General features: G+C 71.4%; 23 protein-coding genes. 12 read left to right on the top strand and 11 right to left on the bottom strand.

Going from position 1 to position 21,696, the window contains the following annotated elements; genetic code table 11:
- Window positions 1–62 precede the first annotated feature (62 nt).
- Both ACGFNI_RS04185 and ACGFNI_RS04180 read right to left on the bottom strand, forming a co-directional pair.
- Window positions 63–1,580 (bottom strand): MDR family MFS transporter, encoded by a 1,518-nt coding sequence (locus tag ACGFNI_RS04185; RefSeq protein ID WP_393680423.1) that lies wholly within the window; start codon window positions 1,578–1,580, stop codon window positions 63–65.
- Window positions 1,581–1,611: 31 nt separating this feature from the next.
- On the bottom strand, window positions 1,612–2,208 hold the full coding sequence (locus ACGFNI_RS04180; protein WP_393680422.1) for an NADPH-dependent FMN reductase: 597 nt from the start codon (window positions 2,206–2,208) through the stop codon (window positions 1,612–1,614).
- 120 nt (window positions 2,209–2,328) lie between these two features.
- Between ACGFNI_RS04180 and ACGFNI_RS04175 the strand changes: the two genes are divergently transcribed.
- Entirely contained in the window at window positions 2,329–3,078 is a 750-nt protein-coding gene (locus ACGFNI_RS04175) for a TetR/AcrR family transcriptional regulator (protein ID WP_393680421.1), read from the top strand.
- Window positions 3,079–3,114: 36 nt separating this feature from the next.
- Here ACGFNI_RS04175 and ACGFNI_RS04170 read toward each other — a convergent pair whose 3' ends face one another.
- The 4 genes from ACGFNI_RS04170 to ACGFNI_RS04155 all read right to left on the bottom strand — a co-directional run bounded on the left by ACGFNI_RS04170 (window position 3,115) and on the right by ACGFNI_RS04155 (window position 8,977).
- The gene (locus ACGFNI_RS04170; protein ID WP_393680419.1) at window positions 3,115–5,235 is read right to left on the bottom strand and encodes a serine/threonine-protein kinase; all 2,121 of its coding nucleotides are present in this window, start codon (window positions 5,233–5,235) and stop codon (window positions 3,115–3,117) included.
- 54 nt (window positions 5,236–5,289) lie between these two features.
- Complete coding sequence (locus tag ACGFNI_RS04165; RefSeq protein ID WP_393680418.1) at window positions 5,290–7,449, bottom strand: protein kinase; 2,160 nt, start codon at window positions 7,447–7,449, stop codon at window positions 5,290–5,292.
- Window positions 7,450–7,453: 4 nt separating this feature from the next.
- Window positions 7,454–8,329, bottom strand: a complete 876-nt coding sequence (locus tag ACGFNI_RS04160; protein ID WP_393680417.1) for a serine/threonine protein kinase — start codon at window positions 8,327–8,329, stop codon at window positions 7,454–7,456.
- A gap of 114 nt (window positions 8,330–8,443) precedes the next feature.
- A complete protein-coding gene (locus ACGFNI_RS04155) occupies window positions 8,444–8,977 on the bottom strand; it encodes a hypothetical protein (protein WP_393680415.1) in 534 nt (177 codons plus the stop codon).
- A gap of 234 nt (window positions 8,978–9,211) precedes the next feature.
- Here ACGFNI_RS04155 and ACGFNI_RS04150 point away from each other — a divergent pair, with 234 nt between their 5' ends.
- Window positions 9,212–9,880: a class I SAM-dependent methyltransferase gene (locus ACGFNI_RS04150; protein WP_393680414.1), complete on the top strand. Its 669-nt coding sequence runs from the start codon at window positions 9,212–9,214 to the stop codon at window positions 9,878–9,880.
- Here the strand turns inward: ACGFNI_RS04150 and ACGFNI_RS04145 are convergent, their stop codons facing one another.
- Window positions 9,881–10,246, bottom strand: a complete 366-nt coding sequence (locus ACGFNI_RS04145; RefSeq protein ID WP_393680412.1) for a VOC family protein — start codon at window positions 10,244–10,246, stop codon at window positions 9,881–9,883.
- Window positions 10,247–10,308: 62 nt separating this feature from the next.
- On the bottom strand, window positions 10,309–11,004 hold the full coding sequence (locus tag ACGFNI_RS04140; RefSeq protein ID WP_393680411.1) for a flavin reductase family protein: 696 nt from the start codon (window positions 11,002–11,004) through the stop codon (window positions 10,309–10,311).
- 56 nt (window positions 11,005–11,060) lie between these two features.
- Here ACGFNI_RS04140 and ACGFNI_RS04135 point away from each other — a divergent pair, with 56 nt between their 5' ends.
- Window positions 11,061–11,789 (top strand): ArsR/SmtB family transcription factor, encoded by a 729-nt coding sequence (locus ACGFNI_RS04135; protein WP_393680409.1) that lies wholly within the window; start codon window positions 11,061–11,063, stop codon window positions 11,787–11,789.
- Between the two features lie 65 nt (window positions 11,790–11,854).
- On the top strand, window positions 11,855–12,520 hold the full coding sequence (locus tag ACGFNI_RS04130) for a DNA alkylation repair protein (RefSeq protein ID WP_393680407.1): 666 nt from the start codon (window positions 11,855–11,857) through the stop codon (window positions 12,518–12,520).
- A 25-nt stretch (window positions 12,521–12,545) separates the two neighbouring features.
- Here the strand turns inward: ACGFNI_RS04130 and ACGFNI_RS04125 are convergent, their stop codons facing one another.
- Window positions 12,546–13,469, bottom strand: coding sequence for a helix-turn-helix transcriptional regulator (locus ACGFNI_RS04125; RefSeq protein ID WP_393680405.1), 924 nt, complete (start codon window positions 13,467–13,469; stop codon window positions 12,546–12,548).
- A gap of 222 nt (window positions 13,470–13,691) precedes the next feature.
- Here ACGFNI_RS04125 and ACGFNI_RS04120 point away from each other — a divergent pair, with 222 nt between their 5' ends.
- The gene (locus ACGFNI_RS04120) at window positions 13,692–14,726 is read left to right on the top strand and encodes a zinc-binding dehydrogenase (RefSeq protein WP_393680403.1); all 1,035 of its coding nucleotides are present in this window, start codon (window positions 13,692–13,694) and stop codon (window positions 14,724–14,726) included.
- 31 nt (window positions 14,727–14,757) lie between these two features.
- Window positions 14,758–15,609, top strand: a complete 852-nt coding sequence (locus ACGFNI_RS04115; RefSeq protein WP_393680401.1) for an aldo/keto reductase — start codon at window positions 14,758–14,760, stop codon at window positions 15,607–15,609.
- Between the two features lie 4 nt (window positions 15,610–15,613).
- On the opposite strand, the gene ACGFNI_RS04110 is transcribed toward ACGFNI_RS04115, so the two are convergent.
- Window positions 15,614–16,060: an Lrp/AsnC family transcriptional regulator gene (locus ACGFNI_RS04110; protein WP_393680400.1), complete on the bottom strand. Its 447-nt coding sequence runs from the start codon at window positions 16,058–16,060 to the stop codon at window positions 15,614–15,616.
- 74 nt (window positions 16,061–16,134) lie between these two features.
- On the opposite strand from ACGFNI_RS04110, the gene ACGFNI_RS04105 reads away from it, so the two are divergent.
- Together ACGFNI_RS04105 and ACGFNI_RS04100 are read left to right on the top strand one after the other, a co-directional pair.
- Window positions 16,135–16,884 (top strand): AzlC family ABC transporter permease, encoded by a 750-nt coding sequence (locus ACGFNI_RS04105; protein WP_393680398.1) that lies wholly within the window; start codon window positions 16,135–16,137, stop codon window positions 16,882–16,884.
- The gene (locus ACGFNI_RS04100; RefSeq protein ID WP_393680397.1) at window positions 16,877–17,203 is read left to right on the top strand and encodes a branched-chain amino acid transporter permease; all 327 of its coding nucleotides are present in this window, start codon (window positions 16,877–16,879) and stop codon (window positions 17,201–17,203) included. The genes ACGFNI_RS04105 and ACGFNI_RS04100 overlap by 8 nt, the downstream gene beginning before the upstream one ends.
- 45 nt (window positions 17,204–17,248) lie before the next feature.
- Here ACGFNI_RS04100 and ACGFNI_RS04095 read toward each other — a convergent pair whose 3' ends face one another.
- The gene (locus ACGFNI_RS04095) at window positions 17,249–17,866 is read right to left on the bottom strand and encodes a hypothetical protein (RefSeq protein WP_393680396.1); all 618 of its coding nucleotides are present in this window, start codon (window positions 17,864–17,866) and stop codon (window positions 17,249–17,251) included.
- Here ACGFNI_RS04095 and ACGFNI_RS04090 point away from each other — a divergent pair.
- From ACGFNI_RS04090 to ACGFNI_RS04075, 4 genes are all read left to right on the top strand, one after another.
- The gene (locus ACGFNI_RS04090) at window positions 17,865–19,142 is read left to right on the top strand and encodes an SAM-dependent methyltransferase (RefSeq protein WP_393680394.1); all 1,278 of its coding nucleotides are present in this window, start codon (window positions 17,865–17,867) and stop codon (window positions 19,140–19,142) included. The genes ACGFNI_RS04095 and ACGFNI_RS04090 overlap by 2 nt on opposite strands.
- Window positions 19,139–20,269, top strand: coding sequence for a TauD/TfdA family dioxygenase (locus ACGFNI_RS04085; RefSeq protein WP_393680393.1), 1,131 nt, complete (start codon window positions 19,139–19,141; stop codon window positions 20,267–20,269). The genes ACGFNI_RS04090 and ACGFNI_RS04085 overlap by 4 nt, the downstream gene beginning before the upstream one ends.
- Window positions 20,266–21,021 (top strand): sulfite exporter TauE/SafE family protein, encoded by a 756-nt coding sequence (locus ACGFNI_RS04080; RefSeq protein ID WP_393680391.1) that lies wholly within the window; start codon window positions 20,266–20,268, stop codon window positions 21,019–21,021. Before ACGFNI_RS04085 ends, ACGFNI_RS04080 begins: the two co-directional genes overlap by 4 nt.
- Window positions 21,022–21,098: 77 nt before the next feature.
- Window positions 21,099–21,695, top strand: coding sequence for a hypothetical protein (locus ACGFNI_RS04075; protein WP_393680389.1), 597 nt, complete (start codon window positions 21,099–21,101; stop codon window positions 21,693–21,695).
- Window position 21,696: the final 1 nt, after the last annotated feature.

Raw genomic sequence — 21,696 nt, 5'->3', positions numbered from 1 at the left:
CACCCCGCACGCCTCGCCGGGTAGCGGTGCGGTGCGGGGTGCGGCGGCGGGCCGGGGTCGGGTCATTCCCTGCGCAGGGGCACCTCGCGTACCAGCCATGCCACGGCGAACGCCGCCGCTCCCAGCAGTGCGGCTCCCAGCATCACCGAGTGCAGTCCGCTGGTGACCGATGCCCTGACGGTTTCCCGCACACCGTCCGGCATACCGCGGACGGCTTGGGGCGTCCAGGCCGTGCCCCCGTCGGGCATACCGGACGAGGTCAGCCGGTGGGCGTAGACGGCGCCGAGTACGGCGATGCCCAGGGAGCCGCCGATGGTGCGCAGGAGGGTGGCGGTGCCGGTGGCGGCGCCCATGTCGCGGGGCGGTGCGCTGTTGATGGTGATGAGCAGCGTGCTCTGCATCAACAGGCCGAGTCCGGCGCCGAGTACGAGGGTCAGTGCGGAGGTGACGGCTGTGGGGGTGTCCGCGCCGACGGTGAACAGCGCGAGGGCGCCGACGGTGGTCAGCGCGCCGCCGGTGATCGGGTAGGCACGGTAGCCGCCGCCGTTGGAGGTGAGCCGTCCGATCAGGAACTGAGCGCCGAACATGCCCGCCATCAGAGGCAGCAGCAGCATGCCGCTGGCCGTGGAGGACGCCCCGCGCACGAACTGCATGTACTGCGGCAGGTAGCTGGAGGCACCGAGCATGGCGGCGCCGACCAGGAAGGTGAGGATCTGGGCGAGGGTGAAATTGCGGTCGGCGAAGAGCCGGGGCGGGATGATCGGCTCCGCGGCCCGCCGTTCGACGCGCGCGAACCAGCCCAGGGCCCCGATGCCGACCGCGCCGAGCCCGATGACCTGCGGTGAGGCCCATCCGTAGGCGGTGCCGCTCCAACTGCCGAGCAGGGTCAGGGCGAGGATGCCCGCGCTGAGCAGTGCGGCCCCCGAGTAGTCGATGCGTGCCGTGATCCGCTCGGTGTGCAGGCGCAGCCGCAGGCCGATGACGAGCAGGGCGACGGCGCCGATGGGGACGTTGACGTAGAAGACCCAGCGCCAGTCCAACTGGTCGGTGAGGAAGCCGCCGAGCAGGGGACCGCCGACCAGGGCGACGGGCATCATCGCTCCGACCATCGACTGCGAGCGGCCCGCCTGGGACGGCGGCAGCATGACGCTGATGATCGAGATGGCGCCCACCATGAGACCGCCGGCGCCGAGCCCCTGTACGGCGCGGAAGGCGATGAGCTGGCCCATGTCCTGGGCGAGCCCGGAGAGTACGGAGCCCGCGAGGAACACCGTGATGGACCAGATGAAGCTGCCCTTGCGGCCGTAGAGGTCGCCGAGTTTGCCCCAGATGGGGGTGGAGACGGACGCGGTGAGCAGGTACGCCGTCACCACCCAGGAGAGGTGGTCCAGGCCGCCGAGGTCGCCGACGATGGTGGGCAGGGCGGTGCCCACGATCGTGCCGTCGAGCAGGCCCAGCATCAGGCCGAGCAGCAGCCCGAAGAGGACGGGTTTGGACGGTCCGCCCCCGTCGGCGGGCGCTGGGCCGGTGCCGGCGTCCGGCGCTCGCGGGGTGCTCGCCTCTTCAGCGCGTTGACTCATGGGTTCCCCCTGAAAGAGATTTGGCGTGGCGTCAGGCGGCGTAGGGGCGGATGGACCTGGCGTCGCGCAGGGCGTGCGCCCACCAGGCCAGTTGGTCGAGCAGCGCGGTGGCTGCCGCGTCGACCTGGGGGTCGTCCACGGCGCCGTCCTCGCTGAAGCGGGTCCAGGCGTTGTGGAAGCTGACGGTGTTGCGGATGGTCGTGGCGTTCAACTCGGCCATCACGACGCGGAGTTGCTCGACGGCGCGCAGGCCGCCGGAGAGGCCGCCGTAGGAGACGAAGCCGACCGGCTTGGCGTGCCACTGCGTGTTGTGCCAGTCGATGGCGTTCTTCAGGGGTGCGGGGAAGCTGTGGTTGTACTCGGGCGTGAGGAAGACGAACGCGTCGGCGGCTGCGAGGCGGGGCGAGATGCGGGCGAGGGCCTCTTCGGTGCCGGCGGCGGGCGGCTGGCCGAAGGCGGGCAGCACGGTGGGCAGGTCGGTCTCGGCGAGGTCGATGACGTCGGTGGTCATGTCGTCGCGCCGGGCGAGCTGCCGCGTCAGCCACTGGGTGACGGTGGGCGCGAAGCGGCCCTCGCGGGTGCTGCCGACGAGAACGGCGACGTGCAAGGGCTGGGTGGTGCCGGTCATGGATGCTCCCGGGAAGGCAAATGTGTACGGCGTATCTGGGTGCGTACAACGTATGCATGAGTGTGTACGTTGTCTACTGCGAGTACGTTGTACGCTTTCCGCCGTGGAGAGGAGCCCGCTGTGACCGGCCACAAGAAGGACGCCAAGAAGGACGCCAAGAAGGCGCCGGACAAGTCGCTCTGGGAGCGCCTGGAACAGTCACCGGCCACTCCTCGCGCCTCACTGACGCTGGAGCGGATCGGCACCGTTGCTGTGGAGATCGCCGACGCCGAGGGCTTCGCCGCCGTCACCATGCGCCGCCTTGCCACCGAACTCGGTGTGGCACCCATGGCCGCCTACCGGCACGTCTCCGGCAAGGACGATCTGTGGGCGTTGATGGCCGAGCGGGTCGCCGCCGAGCAGCGGATCCCCGACGAGGTGACCGGATGGCGCGAGGTGCTGCGCGCCTTCGGCCTGCTGACCCGGCAGATGATGCTGCGTCACCCCTGGGTGGGGGAGCTGCCCACCGCACTGTTCGTCCTCACCCCGGGCCGGATGGCCATCGCCGAGCGGCAGTTGGCCGCACTCGACGGGCTCGGCCTCGACGAGGACACGATGATGGTGGGCTTCCGCACCGTCAGCGCGTTCGCGCACGGCGCGGCCGAATCCGAGGTGGCGCTGCGCAACTGGACGCAGTCCGTGGGCTGGTCGTCCGGCGCCGAAGCCCGCAGGGGCCTCGCGCCGCAGATGACGTACCTTATGGACACCGGCCGGTACCCCACCTACCGGCGCTACGGGCTCCAGGCGACCCGCAAGGACGACGCGAACTGGGCGTTCGAGACCGGTCTCGACTGTGTCCTGGACGGTCTCGCGGCGCGGTTCGGGATCTGAGCCTGCGCCTGGTCCTGGGCGCCCGCCGCCCGCGCGTCAGAACACCGGCAGCGCCAGCAGCGTCCCCGCGTTCAGGACGAACAGCCGGTTGCCTTCCCCCGCGGCCGAGCGGCCCTGACCGCCCGTGAGCGGGTACGTCTGCGTCGTGCCCCGCCCCGTGCGCGGCAGACCGCTCACGCCGGTGTCGCGGCTCTCCACCACCCATACGCTGCCCGCCTGCACCACCGGCGGCTGCCAGGGCGGGGTCACCCCGGCGACCATCGCCGGGTCGCCCGCCTGGTCGCCGTTGGGGCGCAGCGAGCGCAGCGCGTCGCCGTCCAGGACGAACACCGTCCCGCCCGCGACGGTGGGCGGCCCGAAGCCGTACGCCCCCTGCCGCACGGGCCGCATCGGCTCCTGGGACCACAGCTCTTCGCCGTCGCCCGCGCGCAGGGCCGCCAGGGTGTGGCCGCCGAGGAAGACGGTCCCGCCGTCGATCGCGGGCGGCAGCGCGGCGGCGGCCTGGTCCTTGCGTACCCACGCCTTGGCTCCGTCGCGGGTACGCACCGCGGCCACATCGCCGCTGTCACCGCACACCACCAGCACACCGGAGCCCAGTGCCGCCGCCGGACGCCTGCCGCTCAGTGCCAGCGGCGGCCGGTGGGTCCACCGCACCCGGGCGTCGGCCGTCGCCACACAGCGCAGGTCGCCGTCGGACGTCAGCACGTAGACGTGGTCGGCGTCGGCGGCCAGCAGCGCGCTCGCCCCGACGTCGGCGGTCCACCGCGCCGCGCCCGTCGAGGCGACGTAGGTGCGCAGCACCCCGTCCGCGTCCGCGGTGGCCACCAGCCGGCCGGCGATCGAGAGGTAGCCGGCGTCGGCGTGCGCGTCGTCGGCCCGCCAGCGCTCCTTGCCGTCGCCGGCCCCGTGCGCGGCGACGCCCCCGCCGGCCGCGGCGAAGACCACCACGTCCCGTACGGGCAGCGGCGGCGGCGACCCGGCGTCGGCCACGCCGTCGAGCGGGCCCCACAGCGGGTCCGGCGTCCCGGTGTCGCTGCCGAGTTCCGCCGGCCGTACGCGGGCGGCCTGCGGCACGTCGAACGGATCGGTCGGCACGGACGCCCCGCCGCCTTCCGACAGCCACCACGCCGCGCCGCCCGCACCGGCGGCCACCAGGGCGCCGCCGCCCGCCAGCGCCCGCAGCAGGCGCCGCCGCGAGGGACGGGCGGCGGGACGGGCGGTGTCAGACGTCGTGTCCGGTGCGCGGCGCGGCGGGGGACCGGCCCGTCCGGCCTCCCCGGCCAGGCGGCGGGCGGCGGCCTCCCGCTCACGGATCTCGTCGGCCAGCGGCCCCGACTTCCACAGCCGTTCGGCACGGTGCGGTGCGCGGGCGGCCTCGGCGACCTGGCCGGGCAGCGGGCGCGCACCCGGATCCTTCGCGAAGCACGGCTCGACCAGATACCGCAACGGCCCCGGTACCAGCGTCAGATCGGGAGCGCCGTGCACCACCTCGTAGAGCACCGCCGCGACCTCCGCACCCGAGTACACCGGCCGGCCGCCCGCGGCGAAGGCCAGGACCGCGCCGAGCGAGAAGACGTCAGCCGCCGGGCCCACGCGCTGCCCCAGCACCTGCTCCGGCGCCCCGTAGCCGGGCGTGACCGGGATCTGGCCGGTCCGGGTGAGCGTCAGACCGTGCTCGGGCCTGGCGATGCCGAAGTCGATGATGCGGGGGCCGCCCCGGGTCAGTACGACGTTGGACGGCTTGAGGTCACGGTGGATCAGCCCGGTGGCGTGGATGTCGCCGAGCGTCACCGCCAAGGACCTGGCCGTCTCCCGCAGCAGCGGGTCGCCCAGCGGGCCGTGCCGCTGCACCGCGTCGTCCAGCGTCGGCCCGGCCAGGAACTCCGACGCGATCCACGGCCGCCCCGGATCCAGTTGCGCGCCGAGCACCCGGGCCACACCAGGGCTGGTCACCGCCCGCGCGGTCTGTGCCTCCCGGACGAAGCGGTCCACCAGGTGCCCGTCGTGCGCCAGTTCAGGCAGCAGCACCTTGACCGCCGCCGCCTGCCCCGCCGCGTCCCGCCCGAAGTACACCTTGCCCATGCCGCCTTCGCCGAGCACCCCGGCCACGCGGTACGGGCCGAGGCGGAGCGGATCCTGGGGGCCGAGCGGTTTCACACGGTGTCCTTTCCTCAACGGGCGGTGCGGTGGGGGAGTGCGGTGCGGGGGGTGTCAGACGAGCGGGAGGGCGAACGTGGCCCGCTCCTCGCGGACGTACACCCGTCCCCGCCCGGGGTCGGCGCTGAGCACGGTCGCGTCGGTCGGGAACGTCCACACCGCACGGTGGGTACGCAGGTCCACCGCCCGCAGCCCCTTGTCGTCGAGGCTGTAGAGGTACTTCTTGCCGATCACCGGCGGCACCTCACGGTTCAGGCGCCGCCCCGTGAGGCCCTTCTCCAGCCAGTTGATGCTGCCGGTGACGGCGTCGACGGCGACCACCCCGCGATCACCCTCGGTGCAGTAGACCACCCCGTCCCGCAGCGCCGGAGCCCCGTACAGCCGGCTCTTGCCCGCACTGTCACCGGCGTTGCGGTCGGTACCGAAGAGCCATCCGATGCCGCCGTCCGACAGCCTGCGGGCGGTCAGCGCCTCGTCACCGAGATAGAGATGGCGCCCGTCGACGACGAGCCGGCCCGGCGGCGACCCGGTGAACGGCTCGGACTGCGCCCACCGCTTCTTCCCGTCGGCGACGGCGTGCACCGCCAGTTCGAGGAAGTGGATGCCCGAATCGGCCCGGCACACCACCAGCCGCTGACCGCTGACCGCACCGCACAGCATCGGCGGCCGGTACGTGTCGTGGGCCGCATCCACCGGGCTGCGCCACCGCTCCCGGCCCCGGCGCAGGTCGACGGCGAGCAGGTACCAGCGGCTGCCCGACGACGTACGAGCCACCAGATAGGCGCTGTCCTCGACCACACACAGCAGCTGATTGCGGGCCTCGCCGCCCGCGAAGTCCTTCAGTTCGGCCAGCGGCTTGCCGAACCGGCCGTCGGTGGGGTCGATCGTGCACACCGCGAGCGCCGCGCCCTCGTCGTGCTCGCGCAGTGCGTAGACCTTCGTGCCGTCGGTGGCCCACCGCCAGGTATCGCTGAGGTTCGCCTGCCAGGTCCCCTCGCCGCTTTCGGGGTTGACGCCGGCCAGCACGATGCCCGCGGGCATGGCCAGCCCGTGTGACGTCAGCAGCACGTCCCCGCCGTCGTCCGGGCGGCGCGAGGGGAACGTCCACAACCGGGACGGCGCCTTCACCGGCTTCGCCTCCGCACCACCCCCGCCGGGCGCGCGGTCGTCCCCGCCGAGCCAGGCCCATACCCCGCCGCCGCCCAGGACGGCTCCGGCGGCCACCCCGCCGCCGACCAGCGCCAGCATCCGGCGCCGCGACACCCCAGGACCCACCACCACGGTGTCCGGCGGCACTTCGGGGGGCGGCGGCGTCTGCCGTGGCGGCGGCTGCTGCCACACATCATCGCCGCGCCGCGCGATCTCCCGCAGCACCGCGTCCGGCAGCACATCGGCGAACGGCTGCCGCCCGCCGTCCGCGGCGAGCGTGGCCACCAGCTCGTCCGTCGTCGGCCGGTCCGCCGGATGGTTCGCCAGGCAGCGGCCCAGCACACCGGCCAGCTCCGGCGGCACCCCGCCGAGGTCCGGTTCGGTGTAGCGGACCCGGTAGAGCAGATCGGCCGCCTGCCCGCCGCCGAACGGCCCGTGTCCCGACGCGGCGAAGACGAGCAGTCCGCCGAGCGCGAACACATCGCCCGCCGCCGCGTGTTCGGCGCCCGCCGCCTGCTCGGGCGACATGAAGGCCGGGGTGCCCACCGCGCTGCCGACGTGCGTGAGCCGCTCCTCGCCGACCGCCCACGCGATCCCGAAATCGATGATCTTCGGGCCCGTCGCCGTCACCATCACATTGGACGGCTTGAGGTCGCGGTGCACCACCTCCGAACGGTGCAGCTGACCGAGCCCCTCGGCCAGGGCAGCCCCCAGCGCGCGGACAGCGGACCCGCCCAGCGGGCCGCCTGCCCGTATCGCGTCATCGAGCGGCGGACCGATCACGTAATCCGTCGCCAGCCAGGGCCGGACGGCCAGCGCGTCGGCGTCGTGGACGGCGGCACCGAACCGTCCGCCGATGACCCGCGCCGCATCCGTCTCCAGCTGGAACCGGGACCGCAACGCCGTATCCGACGCCAGATGTTCGTGCAGCACCTTGACCGCCACCGTGCGCCCGCCCGCGGTGCGCGCCAGGTAGACGGTGCCCATGCCGCCGCCGCCCAGCCGGGCCAGCAACCGGTAGGGGCCCACGGTCTGCGGATCGTCGTGAAAAAGAGCGGACAGCATCGCCTCAACGCACCTCTGCGGGAAGTTCCATGGAGAGCACGGCCGCCGCCTGCTCGGACAGCGCCCTGACCACCCGGGACGGCAGCGTGACGGGCTCCGCCCCCGCCGTCTGGGTGCCGTACGGGGCGGCGGGCGCCAACTCCGCCCGCACCCGCGCCGGTTCGGGCCGCGCGGCCGGATCGCGGGACAGGCACGCCGAAACCGTCGCCCGCAGCCCGGCGGGGATCTCCGCCCGCTCCGGCACCGTGTGCCCCGTCGCCGCGTAGGCCAGCACCGCGCCCAGCGCATGCATGTCACCCGCCGCGCCGACGGGCCCGCCCGCCGCTTCCTCGGGTGCCAGGCACCCCGCGTCGAGTCCGGGCAGACCGGCCCGCGGCGCACCCTGGGGTGCCGCGGCACGCACCGTACCGAAGCAGGCAAGCAGCGGCCCGTACGCGGTCAGCCAGACCGACGCGGGGCAGATGCCGCCGTGCACGACACCCAGGACGTGCGCCGACGCCAGCGCTTCGGCCAGCGCCGCGCCCATCGCGCGCACCGTTTCCTCGGGCAGCGGACCGCCGTGCGCGGCCAGCGCCGCGGGCAGCGGCAGCACCGGACGGTACGGCGAGGCATGCCAAGGAAAGGCCGCCGTACCACCGAGCTGCGCCACCTGCCACAGCCCCGGCTGCACCAGCCCGCAGGCCGCCTGCGCCTCGGCCGCCCAGCGCCCGGGATCGGCACCCGCAGCGGGCAGACTCACCAGCACCGTGCGCGCCCCGTCCGCACTGCGCGCCACGTAACGCCGCTCGGGCGCCGCCTGCGCCTCGGCCGCCGCATCCAGCCGGGCGAGCGTGACGAACTCCCCGATCCGCGCAGGATCTTCCTGCCGCAGTTCCTCCATGGCCGTCCCCCTCAGCCGATACCGGCACATGAGACTACCTGCGGGTCTTCGGGCGGCGGCGGGGAGGTGGTGCCATCGCGCGGCCGGCCGGTGCGGTGGCCGCCGGCGGTGTGATCAGTGGGCGACCTGGTCACCGTCCGGTGTGTCCTCGACGGTGACGACGCTGCGGGGCAGGCCGAGCCCCTGGGACACCGCCCGCGCGATCCCGTCGAGATCGCGCCCCTCGGGAACCGGCACCTGCTCGCCCTCGCCGTAGCTCTCGATCGCCTTCGTGAAGTAGCTCGGATGCCAGGCGCCGACGGCCCCCTTGACCTGGACCGACGTCACCGGACGGTCGCCGGCGAGCTTCCCGAGCGCGGCGAGAATCGCATCGGACCGCAGCTCACCCGGCACCTGGAACAGGCTGGCGTGCGCACCGACGAGACCGCCGTCCCGCAAGCGCACGGTCACGGTGAGGCAACTGGTGACACTGGGGTAGGTGATCACGCCTCCCGGTGCAACTTCCTTGACCTGCCCCTCCGTTACCGTCGCCGCACCGGGTGCCGTCGGGCTGCTCGCCGTGCGCGGTCCTGCGCCGGCGGGCTCGTGCGCCTGCGCCGCGGGGCCGAGTCCGAGCTGGAGAGCCAGCAGTGCCGCCGGCAGGGCCACGGCACACACCGCGATGGCCCGGCGCCCTGCCGTCGGGAAGGCTCGGCGTGCAGGGGGGAGTGGCTGGTGTGCTGACACGGATCGTCTCCTGAACAAGAACAACTTTGCTGAAAAATCCGTTCTATCACCATGGGTTCCGGCTTCTCCGAGCCAGCCGTAGCCAGGGCGAACGGACGGGAGGGAACATCATGGTTCTCCCGGCTCGCCTCGGGGTCAGGGGTTACTGTCGCGAGCATGATCGAACACGATGCCCTCAGCGCCACCCGCGAGGCGTACGACGCCGCTGCCTCCACCTATGCACAGCTGTTCCGCGACTCGCTGCGCGACAGTCCCCTGGACCGCGCGATCCTGGGTGCCTTCGCCGAGGCCGTCCGTGCGAGTGGGGACGGCCAGGTCGCGGACCTCGGGTGTGGGCCTGGCCATATCACCGCATATCTGGACGAGTTGGGGCTGACGGCGTGTGGCGTTGATGCTGCGCCTGCGATGATCAAGTTGGCTCGACAGGCATATCCGCGCCTGCGGTTCGACGTGGGCTCGATGACCGCGTTGAACATCGCTGACGGCGCGCTGGGCGGCATACTCTCCCGTTGGTCCGTCATCCACACTCCGCCCCAGGAACTCCCCGCCATCCTGGCGGAGTTCCACCGCGTGCTGGCACCTGGCGGCCACCTTCTGATCGGCTTTTCGGCCAGTGATGATGCGTCTCACCCGACGCAGGTCTTCGATCACGCGGTCGCCCCGGCCTATCGGTGGTGGCCCGATCACCTCGCCGCGATGCTGCGCGAGTCCGGGCTGGCCGAGGTGGCCCGCATGGTGCGTGAGCCTCAGCCCACCGACCGACGGCAGTTCCAGGAGATCCACCTGCTCGCCCGCAAAGCCCAGGGCAGGGGCGGCGACTCATGATCACTGATGGCCGGTGTTGATGACGCAGAAGCGGTTGCCCTCGGTGTCGGCGAGAACGACGAAGTCGGCGTCGTCCGGATAGGTCCAGTCGACCCGCTGGGCGCCCAGGGACACCAGCCGTTCGACCTCGGCGGCCTGGTCGGCCGCGTCCCCGGCATACAGGTCCAGGTGGGTCCTGGGAAATTCCTGCGGTGGCGTACCGCTCAGGCCCAGGGACAGCCGCACCCCGGCTCCCTGGGCCGGCATCAGCACCACCCAGTCGTCCTCCCACTCCTCGCGCGGGACGTAGCCCAGGGCCTGCCTCCAGAACGAGGCCGCCCTCGGCACATCCGACACACCCAACACAACGGATCCGACGCTCAACATGCCCCGAGTCTGCCGGACAACAGCGGGCCATGGCTTCCGGGTCGCGGCACGACCGCCCGAATTCAGCTGGGCGCCGTGCCGACGAGCGCGTCATCCGTGGCGGGCTCATCGGGGTTGCGGGGTGTCTGGGTGCGGTAGGAGTGGCCGAGTTCCGGGCCGAGGCCGAAGTAGTGACGGAAGTTGTAGACGAGGGGGCTCCAGGCGGCGGGGTCGATGTGGTCGGTGCCCGGCACGACGATGCGCGAGTCGGCGTGGACCTTGTGTACGGCGGCCTCGACGATGACGAAGTCCCCGGAGACGTCCGGCCGCACCCGCTGCGCGCACGCCTCCAGCTGGAGCGGGCACTCGGCGACCCGAGGCGGCCGGACCAGCTGGGACGGTGCGCAGGTCAGGCCGGCCGCGGCGAACTTGTCAGGCTCGAAGCGGAAGCCCGCTGCCTTGGCCGCCGGCACCGGATTCCGGCCGGTCAGCGGCGCCAGCCGCTCCACCGCGGGCCACTGCGCGGGCGCCGGCAGGCTGATCACCAGGTCGGGCCGGCTGCCGAGGTTGTGCGCGGTCTGTCCGTCGCGGCCCAGTCCGATCACCACCGTCCGCCCGAGTGCCCAGGCGGAGGAGATCGGGGCGAGGTTGAACGAGCCGTCCTGATTCTCCGTCGACAGGAGGACCACCGGCGTCCCGAAGTACAGGATGCTCGGCTCGATCTCCAGGTGGGTGGCGGCTGTCGCCGAGGGCAAGGTGTGGGGAGGTGCTGTGTGCATGGCGGGGAGCCTAAGAGCCGGTCGTTTCGGCAGGGGCCGAAGTGTCACGGGGGACAATGGACCGCATGGACACGCGGCGCGCACCCGGGGACGTCCCCGATCTGGCCTCCGTGGCGAGGCTTCTGGCCGACGGCACACGGGCGGGCTTCTGCCTGGCCCTGCTCGACGGCCGGGCATGGACGGCGACCGAACTGGCGCGTCATGCGGGGGTGGCGCCCTCGACCGCGACCGAGCACTTGCACGCACTCGTGCGCGGCAGCCTGCTCGCCGAGGAACGCCAGGGCCGCCACCGCTACGTACGGCTGGCCGGCCCGCACGTGGCCGAGCTGGTCGAGAGGCTCGCCGCGCTGGCACCCGGCCGCCCCACGCCGCCCCGTTCCCTGTCGGCGTCCGGCCGCCGGCAGGCCCTCGCCCACGCCCGCACCTGCTACGACCACCTCGCCGGCACCGTCGGGGTCGCCATCACCGACGCGATGACCCGGCGAGGACTCCTCGACCTGGAGCACGGACTCGGGCTCACCGGCGCAGGGAAGACCTGGCTCGCCGAACTCGGCATCACCGTCCCGACCGGCACGCGCCGCCCGTCGGTGCGGTCCTGCCTGGACTGGACCGAACGCCGCCCGCACCTGGCCGGTGCCGTCGGCGCCGCCCTGTGCCGCCACGCGTCCGACGCGGGCTGGATCACTCCCATCGGCACCACGCGCGCCGTGACCGTCACAGCCGTCGGCCGACAGGCACTCCGCCGCCATCTCGACCTGTCCGATGACCTCCTCGTGCAGAAATGAGCAGTTCTGGGCGGTACCGACGTCCGTCGTAGGCTGAATCCGCACGTGAGGGACAGGAGGCTGGGATGGCCGGGACGACGGTGGCCGAGGTGATGGCCGAGCTGGCCGCGCTTGAGGACCCGAAGGCGCGCAAGGTGAACGAGAAGCACGGTGACGATCACGGTGTGAACCTCGGCAAGCTGCGCGCGCTCGCGAAGCGGCTGAAGACGCAGCAGGAACTCGCGTGCGGGCTCTGGGAGACGGACGACACCGCGGCGAGACTGCTGGCGCTCCTGATCTGCCGCCCGAAGGCGTTCGCGCGTGACGAGCTGGACGCCATGGTGCGCCAGGCATGCACACCCAAGGTGCACGACTGGCTCGTGAACTATGTGGTGAAGAAGAATCCGCACGCCGACGAGCTGCGCCTGGCCTGGTTGGCCGACCCGGACCCGGTGGTCGCGAGCGCCGGCTGGGCGCTGACCACCGAACGCGTGGCGAAGAAGCCTGATGGCCTCGACCTCGCGGGACTGCTCGACGTCGTCGAGGCGCAGCTGAAGGACGCCCCGGACCGGCTGCAATGGGCGATGAACCACTGCCTGGCTCAGATCGGGATCGAGCACGCCGAGCACCGTCCCCGTGCCCTCGACATCGGTGAGCGCCTGGAGGTGCTCAAGGACTACCCGACGTCCCCGGGCTGCACGTCTCCGTTCGCGCCCACCTGGATCACCGAGATGGTGCGCCGGCAGCGGTGAGCGACCGCGCCGGCTCCGCTGTGCGTCAGGGCCCCGGGGGAGGGGTTCCCGTGTACGACGTGTGCCAGGTGGTCCGAGGGGCGGTCATGTCGAGCAGGAGCAGGGCGTCGTGGTCGGGTGTGCCCGGCTCGGCGGTGTAGACGCCGATGCGCTGGCCGGGGGTGCCTTCCAGATGCATGGCCTGGGAGGTGAGGGTGATCGTGCCGACCTGGGGGTGGTGGAAGGTCTTCTGCGCGGGCTTGCGGCCGGTGACGTCGTAGCGTTCCCACAGACCGGCGAAGTCGGGGCTTTTCAGGAGGAGTTCGCCCACGAGGCTGGTCAGGTCGGGAGCGTCGGGCGCGGTGCCGGCGACGGCGCGCAGCCGGGCGACGCAGCCGGTGATCTGGCGGTCCCAGTCCGGGAACAGGTCGCGGGCGGCCGGGTGGAGGAAGAGGTAGCGGGCGAGGTTGCGCTGCTTGGCAGGCCAGTCGTCCAGGCCCGCGTACAGGGCGAGACCGCCGGGGTTCCAGGCCAGCATGTCCATGCTGCGGCTGATGACGTAGGCGGGGTTCGGACGCATCGACTCCAGCAGTAGCTTCAGGTGCGGGCGCACCGTGCGGCTCGGCGCGGGCGGCGGCTCGGGGGCGTACCGGGCGGCGTGGGCGGCCAGTTCGCGCAGATGCTGGTGTTCCTGGTCGTCCAGGTGAAGCGCACGGGCGAGCGCGTCGAGGACGGAGGGGCTGGGGCGGGTCTCCTTGCCGCGTTCCAGGCGTACGTAGTAGTCGATGCTGATCCCGGCCAGGGTCGCCAGCTCCTCGCGGCGCAGCCCCGGGGTGCGGCGCAGTCCGGGGCCGACGGTGAGACCGACCTGCTCCGGACCGGTCTGCGTGCGGCGTGCCCGCAGGAAGCGGCCCAGCTCCGCGCCTTCGCCGCGCGCGCCGCTGCCGGTGGGAGTGCCCTCAGATGCCATGGCTTCAGTGTCACACCGCACTGACCTGGAGTGCAGGGCGGTGGGGGGCCCTGTCATTACCCCCGAAGAGCCCGCCCTGCCACACCGGCCGGAACAGCGCGAGGGTGGAGGAACGAGGCGCGGCCGCCGGCGAGACCCACACCGAGGCCGGCGGGCAGCTGCTCGAACGCTGACCCGGCCCCTTTTCCCTTTCCCTCCACACCCGCCAGGAGTACCTGTTCCATGCGCGCAGCAGTGATGTACGGAGCCGGAGACGTCCGCATCGAGGACCGTCCCGACCCGAAGATCCAGCAGCCCACCGACGCCATCGTGCGCACCGTCCACTCGTGCGTGTGCGGCAGCGACCTGTGGCCCTACAAGTCGCTGCCCGCCGCCGGCACCGGGCGGCCGATGGGGCACGAATTCCTCGGCGTCATCGAGGAGACCGGCGCCGACGTGACCGGCCTGCGGGCCGGTGATCTGGTCGTCGCCCCGTTCACGTACTGCGACAACACCTGCGACTACTGCGTCAAGGGCCTGCACATCTCCTGCCGGCACGGCGGCCGGTACGGGTTCGACGGGGTCGACGGCGGGCAGGGCGAGGCGGTGCGTGTCCCGCACGCCGACGGCACCCTGGTCAAGCTGCCCGAAGCCGTCGACCCCGCGCTGCTGCCCTCCTTGCTGACCCTGTCGGACGTGATGACCACGGGCCACCACGGCGCCGTCACGGCCGGCGTCGGCCGCGGTGACGCGGTGCTGGTCGTCGGGGACGGCGCGGTCGGCCTGTGCGCGGTGATCGCCGCCAGGCGCCTGGGCGCCGAACGCGTCGTCCTCATGGGCCGCCACCCCGCCCGCACGGACATCGGCCGCGACTTCGGCGCCACCGACGTCGTCGCCGAACGTGGCGAGGAGGGCGTCGCGCGGGTGCGCGAGCTGACCGGCGGCGACGGCGTCGACAAGGTCATCGAGGCCGTCGGCACCCGCGAAGCGTTCGAGACCTCCCTCGCCACGGTCGTCGACGGCGGAACCGTCAGCCGCCTGGGCGTCCCGCAGTACGAGGACGGCCCCCTCGGCCCCTCGCTGTTCATGCGGAACATCACCCTCACCGGCGGCGCCGGCCCGTCCCGCGCCTACATCCACGAGCTGCTGCCGGACGTCCTGGACGGCACCATCACCCCCGGCCGCGTCTTCGACCGGCACTTCACGCTCGACGAGACCCCCGACGCCTACCGGGCCATGGCCGATCGCCACGTCCTCAAGGCCCTGATCACCTTCTGAACCCGCCCCCCACCGGTAAAGGAACCACCCCATGCAGCACGTGACATTGAACAACGGTGTCGAGATGCCGATCCTCGGCTTCGGCGTCTACCAGATCCCCGCCGACGACACCGAGCGGGCCGTCTCCGAGGCCCTCGCCGCCGGCTACCGCCTCCTGGACACCGCCGCCGCCTACGGCAACGAAGAGGCCGTCGGGCGAGCCGTCAAGAGCAGCGGCATCCCGCGCGATGAACTGTTCGTCACCACCAAACTGTGGGTCCAGGACGCCCCCGCCGAGGCGAACACCGCGCGCGCCTTCGAGACGTCGCTGCACAAGCTCGGCCTCGACCACCTCGACCTGTACCTGATGCACCAGCCCTACGGCGACGTCTACGGCCAGTGGCGCGCGATGGAGGCCCTCCACCGCGAGGGCCGTGCGAGGGCGATCGGCGTCGCCAACTTCTCCCCCGACCGGCTGATCGACCTGATCGTCAACAACGAGGTGGTGCCCGCGGTCAACCAGATCGAGACGCACCCGTTCTTCCAGCGCGCCGACCACCAGGACCTGATGCGCGAGCACGGCGTGCAGATCCAGTCCTGGGGCGGCTTCGCCGAAGGCAGGAACGAGCTGTTCACCAACCCCCTGCTGGGCGCGATCGGCCGGCAGCACGGCAAGTCCGTCGCGCAGGTGGTGCTGCGCTGGCTGACCCAGCGCGGCGTCGTCGCGATCCCCAAGTCGGTCCGGCCCGAGCGCATGGCGGAGAACATCGACATCTTCGGCTTTGAACTCACCGACGAACAGATGGCGCAGATCACCGCACTCGACACCGGGTCGTCGCTGTTCTTCGACCACCACGACCCGGAGATCGTCACCTGGCTCGCCCGGCGGCGCCTGGACGCCTGAGCTCTCAGTCGTCGGTCTTGATCTTCTTCATGATCAGATGGGAGTCGACCCGGGCCACCGCCCGCAGCCCCATGAGCTTGGCGGTCAGGAAGGTCTCGAAGACGGCCTGGTCCTCGACGGCGACGCGGATGAGGTAGTCGGGCCGGCCGAAGAGCCGGTGGAACTCCAGCACCTCGTCGTAGGAGGCGATCGCGCTCTCCAGTTCCTCGACGGTCTGCAGGTCGTTGACGCTGATCTCCACGGCGACCATGACCTCGAAGCCGCGGCCGGCGGCGGCAGGGTCGATGCGTGCTCGGTAGCCGTTGATGATCCCGGCCTCCTCAAGGCGTTTGACACGGCGCAGGCAGGGCGGCGGGGTGAGGCCGACCTGCCTGGCCAGTTCGACGTTCGTCAGGCGCCCGTCCTGACGCAGCCGGAACAAAATTTCGCGATCCACGTCATCGAGTTTCATTTTATTGCTCACCCTGCGAGTAGAGCGGAATAATTAGAAACCATATTACGCGCAAAGAGTCCTACGATTGCTGCATGGTTGCTTCACCGGCCGACACCCAAGGCCCCGCCCTCGCACCGGCTTCACCGCCGCCCGTTCGACCCGCGTCGGATTTCCGGGCGGCGCTGAAGGACTCCAGCTCGGTGGGCCTTGCCCTGTTCCCGCTGGGGATCGCGCTGGGCGTGCTGGTGGTGCACGCGGGCCTGGCCTGGTGGTGGGCGCCCGTGTTCACCGCCTTCGTCTACGCCGGGTCGCTGGAGTTCCTGCTCGTCGGCCTGGTCGCCGCCGCCACGCCGCTGGCGCAGGTGGCGCTGACGGCATTCCTGGTCAACTTCCGGCACGTCTTCTACGCGCTGTCCTTCCCGCTGCACCGGGTCAAGAGCGGCTGGGGAAAGGGGTACAGCACATTCGCGCTGACGGATGAGGCGTACGCGCTCACCACGGGGGAGGCCGCGCGGTCCTGGAACGGCCGGCGGATCGTGTGGCTTCAGGCACTGTGCCAGGTCTACTGGGTCGCAGGCGGTACCGCCGGGGCCCTGTTCGGGGCGCTGGTGCCCGCGCGCCTTGAGGGCCTGGACTTCGCGCTGACCGCCCTGTTCGCCGTCCTGGCCGTCGACGCCTACCGGGCCCGCCGCGACATCCCCACCCCGGTGCTGGCCCTGGTGTGTGCGCTGGCCGCCCGGTTCGCGGTCCCCGGGCAGATGCTGCTGGGCGCCTTGGGCCTGTTCACCGCCTGCCTCCTGATCCGCCACGCCCTGACGAAGAAGGAACCGGTCCGTGCCTGACGCCCCCTACCTGATCGCCGCCGTGGCCCTGAGCACGGCCATCACCTGGGCGCTGCGGGTGCTGCCCTTCGCCGCCCTGGCTCCGCTGCGGGCCAGCGCCGCCGTTCACCACCTCAGCGAGCGCATGCCGGTCGGTGCGATGGTCATCCTCACCGTCTACACCCTCCGCGACGTCGCCCCGCCCGCCGCCCTGCCCGCCGCCCTCGCTCTGGCCGCCACCCTCGCCCTGCACCTGTGGCGACGCAACGCCGTCCTCAGCGTCCTTGGCGGCACCGCCCTCCACGTCGCCCTGGCCAGCACGGTCCTCGCTCACTCCTGAGCCCCGGGGGAGGGACGCGCGGGGCAGTCGGGCCTGTACGCCCGCTCAGTCCTGACGGGGAGCCTTTCGGCCGGCCGCGGCCACCTCTTTCCTCACCCGGGCGCGGTCGAGGGACCACGCGCCCAGGCCCACCAGGACGGTCACCCCGGCCCCGTACACCGGCAGCCACCGGGTCGTCGTAGCTGACAGGCAGTCGGCAACAGCCTCATGGCTCTGGGCTGCCTGTGCGTGAGCCAGGGCGGCACTGTCGCGACCCGCCAGATCCGCCAGCGCGGCCTCCACCCGGATGGCCTCGTACGCGCCCAGTTCAGGACACCCGTCACGGGTGCCCGGCATCGGAAAAAGCCACGCCCAGCGCTGCAGCACGGGGGCCAGCGCGATTGCTACGCACAGGCCGACGACCAGCGAATACGCGGCCAGATTACGCATATACGTGGATCCGAGGCCGGGACTCCACGTCGGCAGCCGGTAAAAGGAGAAGATCACCGCGAGAAGCGTCACCCCGATATAGGTGGAGAACCATTGCCAGGAACCCTGCGCGAGTGCGGCCGTGAGCACGGCGGCCAGCGCAATGCCGATGACTCCCGCCTGACCAGGAGCGTCGCCGTCCGCGCCACTGGATGGTGATTGCCGGGCTTTTTGCACGCCGGGCCGGTCGTCCATGATCTCTCCCGCAGAGTTCGGAGGCCCTCAGCATCCGGGCGCATCGCCCCTCGGCCCGGCACCATGCCGGACCGGCCCGGAAGCCCCGCCCGGTTGGCGGGGCCAGGCTCCGGATCCGGCACTCCGGCCCGGACGAACCGCCGGTACACCGCCCGGCCCCTCGGCGAGTGCAGAAGGCAGACTCTGCGACCTGGGAAGTTATCGCGCGGCCACACGGATTTCACTCACCATCCCTGATTCCGCCATAGCCGAAATTCCGCGCATGCGCTCGTGCGGCGCTCTTTGGCGTAAAACGACGCCTCTAGCACTTCGGCATGAGGGTATCCGTGCTGACGCGACGGAGGAGACCATCGCCGTCCCCCTCCCCATTCACCGGAAGGATCCGTCATGCCGGAGCCCTATCAGCATCGCCGAAGCGCAGTCCGAGGCGTTCTGTGATCGTGAGGATGATGTCTACCGGTCTTTCTGGGACAGCTCAGGGGCGCTGCATTGGGGATACTTTCCCGACTTATCCTGGACGGATCCCGATGAATTCCCCGAAGCCTGCCAACGATGGACCGATCTCCTGCTGGAGAAAAGCGGAATCGGTCCCGCCTCGCATGTCCTGGACGTGGGCTGCGGCAACGGCACCACCAGCGTCTATCTGGCACACAAGACCGGCTGCCGGGTGGACGGTATCGATATCAGCGGGGTCAGGGTCGGTCATGCCAAGGCACGGGCGGGCGCGCTGCCGAACGTCGCGTTCCACAAGGCATCGGTCTCGCAACTTCCCTTCCCTGACGGTACGTTCACCCACATATGGAGCCAGGCGACGCTGTATCACGTCCCGGACCGGAACCGGGCCCTGGACGAGATCCACCGGGTCCTGGCCGAGGGCGGCAGGCTCGTCCTGGACGATCTCGTCACCCCCTCACCCTCGATCACCGGCATGCTGAAGCAGGCCGCGGCCAAGCACGTCTACCGCGACCTGGTACGGCACGACATCGAGCAGCCGTTCCCGTGGGAGCGGGGTGCGTTCGACGCGGTCGTGGCCAGCGGCGTGTTCACCTTCGGCCACGTCCGGGCTCCGGCGCTCCGCCACCTCACCGACCAACTCAAGGAAGGGGGAATCCTCGTGGTGACCTTCCGTGAGGACTATCTGGACAGCGAGCCGGAGATCGAGCGGACACTCCGTGATCTCCCGCTGCGGCCGAGGTCCCGCACTACCCTCACCGTCTTCGGTGACACGCCCATGACGGTACGGGCATTCGAGAAGCGTGAGGAGGCAACAGCATGACGTCGTCGGCGAGAGACGATGCACCGCTCATCGAGGTGTCAGGACGCACCTTCCATCCGGCGTGGCTGCGCTACAGCTGCCCGTGCGTCAGATGCCGTCATCCCGAATCGTTCCAGAAGGTCTCCGACCTCAGCGCCCGCCCCGACCTCCCCGAAGCGGCCGGTGTCGAGCTGGACACCGAGGCGAACGAACTGCGGATCGACTGGCGCGAAGAACCCGCGCACCGCAGTTGCTACCCGCTGGACTGGCTGCTGCTGCACAGCGCGGACACATCGGATGCGCAGAACGGGCCGGTTGCGGCCCCCTGGGATGCGGCGACGCTGCGCGACCGGGGGGTGCGCTGGCATGAGGCGGCCGACTGCGGCACCGACGGCGGCCCGTGGTTCACGGACCTCCAGACGGTCGGCTTCGCCCTGCTGAAGGGGCTCACCCCGCACGGGCTGGAACGGCTGCTGTCCGGGCTCGCCCCCGTCTTCTACACCGAATACGGACGACAGGCCGACGTCAGGGCGGTGCCCGGCGCGGAGGACCTCGCCGAGACGGAAAGCGCCCTGCCGGCCCACACCGACTACCCCTACAAGGTGACCGGCCCGCTCACCCAGTTCTGCTACTACGCGGAAAACCAGGCAACGGGCGGCGAACTCTTCCTGGTGGACGGCTTCAGAGCGGCCGAAGACTTCCGGCGCGAACACCCGCGGTGGTTCGACCTGTTGACCGGCACACCCGTGGGGTTCGAGCAGCTCTACACGACATGGCGTTACCTCTACCGCGTCCGGCGCCCCATCATCTCGCTCGACGGCAACGGCGCGATCGACGCCCTCCATCTGGGCCACTCCCACGCCTGGGCCTGGGAGATCGCTCCCGAACGCTGCGGGGATTTCTACCGTGCCTACCACGGCTTCGTCCGGCAGCTGGGCGAGCGGCGCTACCACTGGAGCCACCGCTACGCCGATGGCGAGTGCGTGGTGTTCCGCAACAACCGCATCCTGCACGGCCGGGATGCCTTCGACCCGCGGACCGGCGTGCGCCACCTCATCACCGCGTACGTGCCGTGGCAGCAGCTGGAGTCCCGGGTGAGATTCCATCAGGAGCAGCGCCTCTACCTCCTTGGACAAGAGCAGAAGTGACCTGGACGCAAGACCTCATCGTCGTTCTGGCCGGGATCGGCGCGGGCCTCATGAACACGGTCATCGGCTCCGGGACGCTCATCGCCTTCCCGGCGCTGCTGGCCGTGGGCCTGCCGCCGATCACCGCCAACGTGGTCAACAACATCGGCCTGGCCCCCGGCTCGCTGAGTGGAGCCCTCGGCTACCGGGACCAGGTGCCGCCACCGCTCCGCCGGACGCTCACCCTCGCGGGAGCGGCCGGGACCGGTGCGGTGGCCGGTGCACTCCTGCTGCTCGTGCTGCCGTCGGACGTGTTCCAGGCCGCCGCACCCGTACTGATCGGTGTCGCCGTACTCCTGGCCGCCTTCCAGCCCCAGCTGAACCGTGCGCTCCTGGCCCGCCAAAAGGCTCCGTCGGCCCACGCCGCGGCCCCGCTGACGGTCGCGGTGTTCCTCACCAGCGTCTACGGCGGCTACTTCGGAGCAGGCCAGGGAGTTTTGCTGTTCGCTTGCATGAGCGTGCTCATGCGCGAGACGTTGCAGCAGGTCAACGGGCTCAAGAACACGCTTCAAGCGGTCGACAACACCGTCTCGGCGCTCATCTTCTCCTTCACCGCCCACGTCGACTGGACCGCGGTGCTGCTGCTGGCCGTCGGCGCGATGGCCGGCGGGCAGATCGGTGCCCGCGCAGGCCGCAGACTCCCGGCCCCCGCACTGCGGGGCATCGCCGTCGGCGTGGGCATCGCCGGCGTCGCCTACCTCGTCTCCAGCTGAGGGGAGACACGCCCAACTGACTTTTACCGCACGTAACTTGATGGTGATTCCGGTGAAGCGTCGGTACCTTCGACGGTATGGGGGACAACACCGGCCGCCGCAACGTCAACGACCCTTCCGTCACGAACGTGATCAGCGGACCGGTCAACCACAGCCTGGTGATCCAGACCGGTTCCTTCGAGGGCGACGTCCATGTGCATGCGTCGCCCGAGCAGAGCGCCGAACGGGACTCCGCCCTGGCGGAATTGAAGCAGCGCGTGGCCGCACAGGAGCGGGCCGAGGAGCAGGAGCGACAGCGGCGGGCCCAGGAACAGCGCGAGGCCGAGTCCCGCAAGGAGCAGAAACGCCGGCGCAGGAATCGGAACCTTGAGCTCGACATCAGGGATCAGGTCAGGGAAGAGCGCGCGGGACGCGTCAGGATGCTGCTGGGCGTCGCGTTCTGTGTGCTGGGGCTCGTCCTGCTGGTGGCCGGTTCCCTTGGCCATCAACCCTTCTTCATCCTGCTCGGGATCTTCCTGTTCTTCGGCGGCGTACCCCTTGCCCGCGCCATCCCGACCTCGGCCCTGGAGAGCCTCTCCCACAGGGAGATCAACTCCGGCCCCTCGGGAAGAGCTGCACCCGACGCCGATCGAGCGGCAGAAGCGCGATGGATGAGCAGGCGCCCGCCCCACTGAC

The sequence above is a fragment of the Streptomyces sp. NPDC048644 genome (assembly GCF_043199105.1).
Lineage (GTDB): Bacteria > Actinomycetota > Actinomycetes > Streptomycetales > Streptomycetaceae > Streptomyces.
The sequence above is the reverse complement of the archived record's forward strand: the minus strand, read 5'-3'. Positions and strand labels throughout refer to the sequence as shown.

Coding starts and splice junctions, on each gene's coding strand:
- ACGFNI_RS04120 (WP_393680403.1), top strand. CDS start 13,692: ATGCGCGCAGCAGTGATGTACGGAGCCGGAGACGTCCGCATCGAGGAC.
- ACGFNI_RS04150 (WP_393680414.1), top strand. CDS start 9,212: ATGATCGAACACGATGCCCTCAGCGCCACCCGCGAGGCGTACGACGCC.
- ACGFNI_RS04095 (WP_393680396.1), bottom strand. CDS start 17,866: ATGGACGACCGGCCCGGCGTGCAAAAAGCCCGGCAATCACCATCCAGT.
- ACGFNI_RS04160 (WP_393680417.1), bottom strand. CDS start 8,329: ATGGAGGAACTGCGGCAGGAAGATCCTGCGCGGATCGGGGAGTTCGTC.
- ACGFNI_RS04090 (WP_393680394.1), top strand. CDS start 17,865: ATGATCTCTCCCGCAGAGTTCGGAGGCCCTCAGCATCCGGGCGCATCG.
- ACGFNI_RS04110 (WP_393680400.1), bottom strand. CDS start 16,060: ATGAAACTCGATGACGTGGATCGCGAAATTTTGTTCCGGCTGCGTCAG.
- ACGFNI_RS04085 (WP_393680393.1), top strand. CDS start 19,139: ATGACGTCGTCGGCGAGAGACGATGCACCGCTCATCGAGGTGTCAGGA.
- ACGFNI_RS04180 (WP_393680422.1), bottom strand. CDS start 2,208: ATGACCGGCACCACCCAGCCCTTGCACGTCGCCGTTCTCGTCGGCAGC.
- ACGFNI_RS04105 (WP_393680398.1), top strand. CDS start 16,135: ATGGTTGCTTCACCGGCCGACACCCAAGGCCCCGCCCTCGCACCGGCT.
- ACGFNI_RS04135 (WP_393680409.1), top strand. CDS start 11,061: ATGGACCGCATGGACACGCGGCGCGCACCCGGGGACGTCCCCGATCTG.
- ACGFNI_RS04075 (WP_393680389.1), top strand. CDS start 21,099: ATGGGGGACAACACCGGCCGCCGCAACGTCAACGACCCTTCCGTCACG.
- ACGFNI_RS04140 (WP_393680411.1), bottom strand. CDS start 11,004: ATGCACACAGCACCTCCCCACACCTTGCCCTCGGCGACAGCCGCCACC.
- ACGFNI_RS04115 (WP_393680401.1), top strand. CDS start 14,758: ATGCAGCACGTGACATTGAACAACGGTGTCGAGATGCCGATCCTCGGC.
- ACGFNI_RS04145 (WP_393680412.1), bottom strand. CDS start 10,246: ATGTTGAGCGTCGGATCCGTTGTGTTGGGTGTGTCGGATGTGCCGAGG.
- ACGFNI_RS04125 (WP_393680405.1), bottom strand. CDS start 13,469: ATGGCATCTGAGGGCACTCCCACCGGCAGCGGCGCGCGCGGCGAAGGC.
- ACGFNI_RS04165 (WP_393680418.1), bottom strand. CDS start 7,449: ATGCTGTCCGCTCTTTTTCACGACGATCCGCAGACCGTGGGCCCCTAC.
- ACGFNI_RS04130 (WP_393680407.1), top strand. CDS start 11,855: ATGGCCGGGACGACGGTGGCCGAGGTGATGGCCGAGCTGGCCGCGCTT.
- ACGFNI_RS04185 (WP_393680423.1), bottom strand. CDS start 1,580: ATGAGTCAACGCGCTGAAGAGGCGAGCACCCCGCGAGCGCCGGACGCC.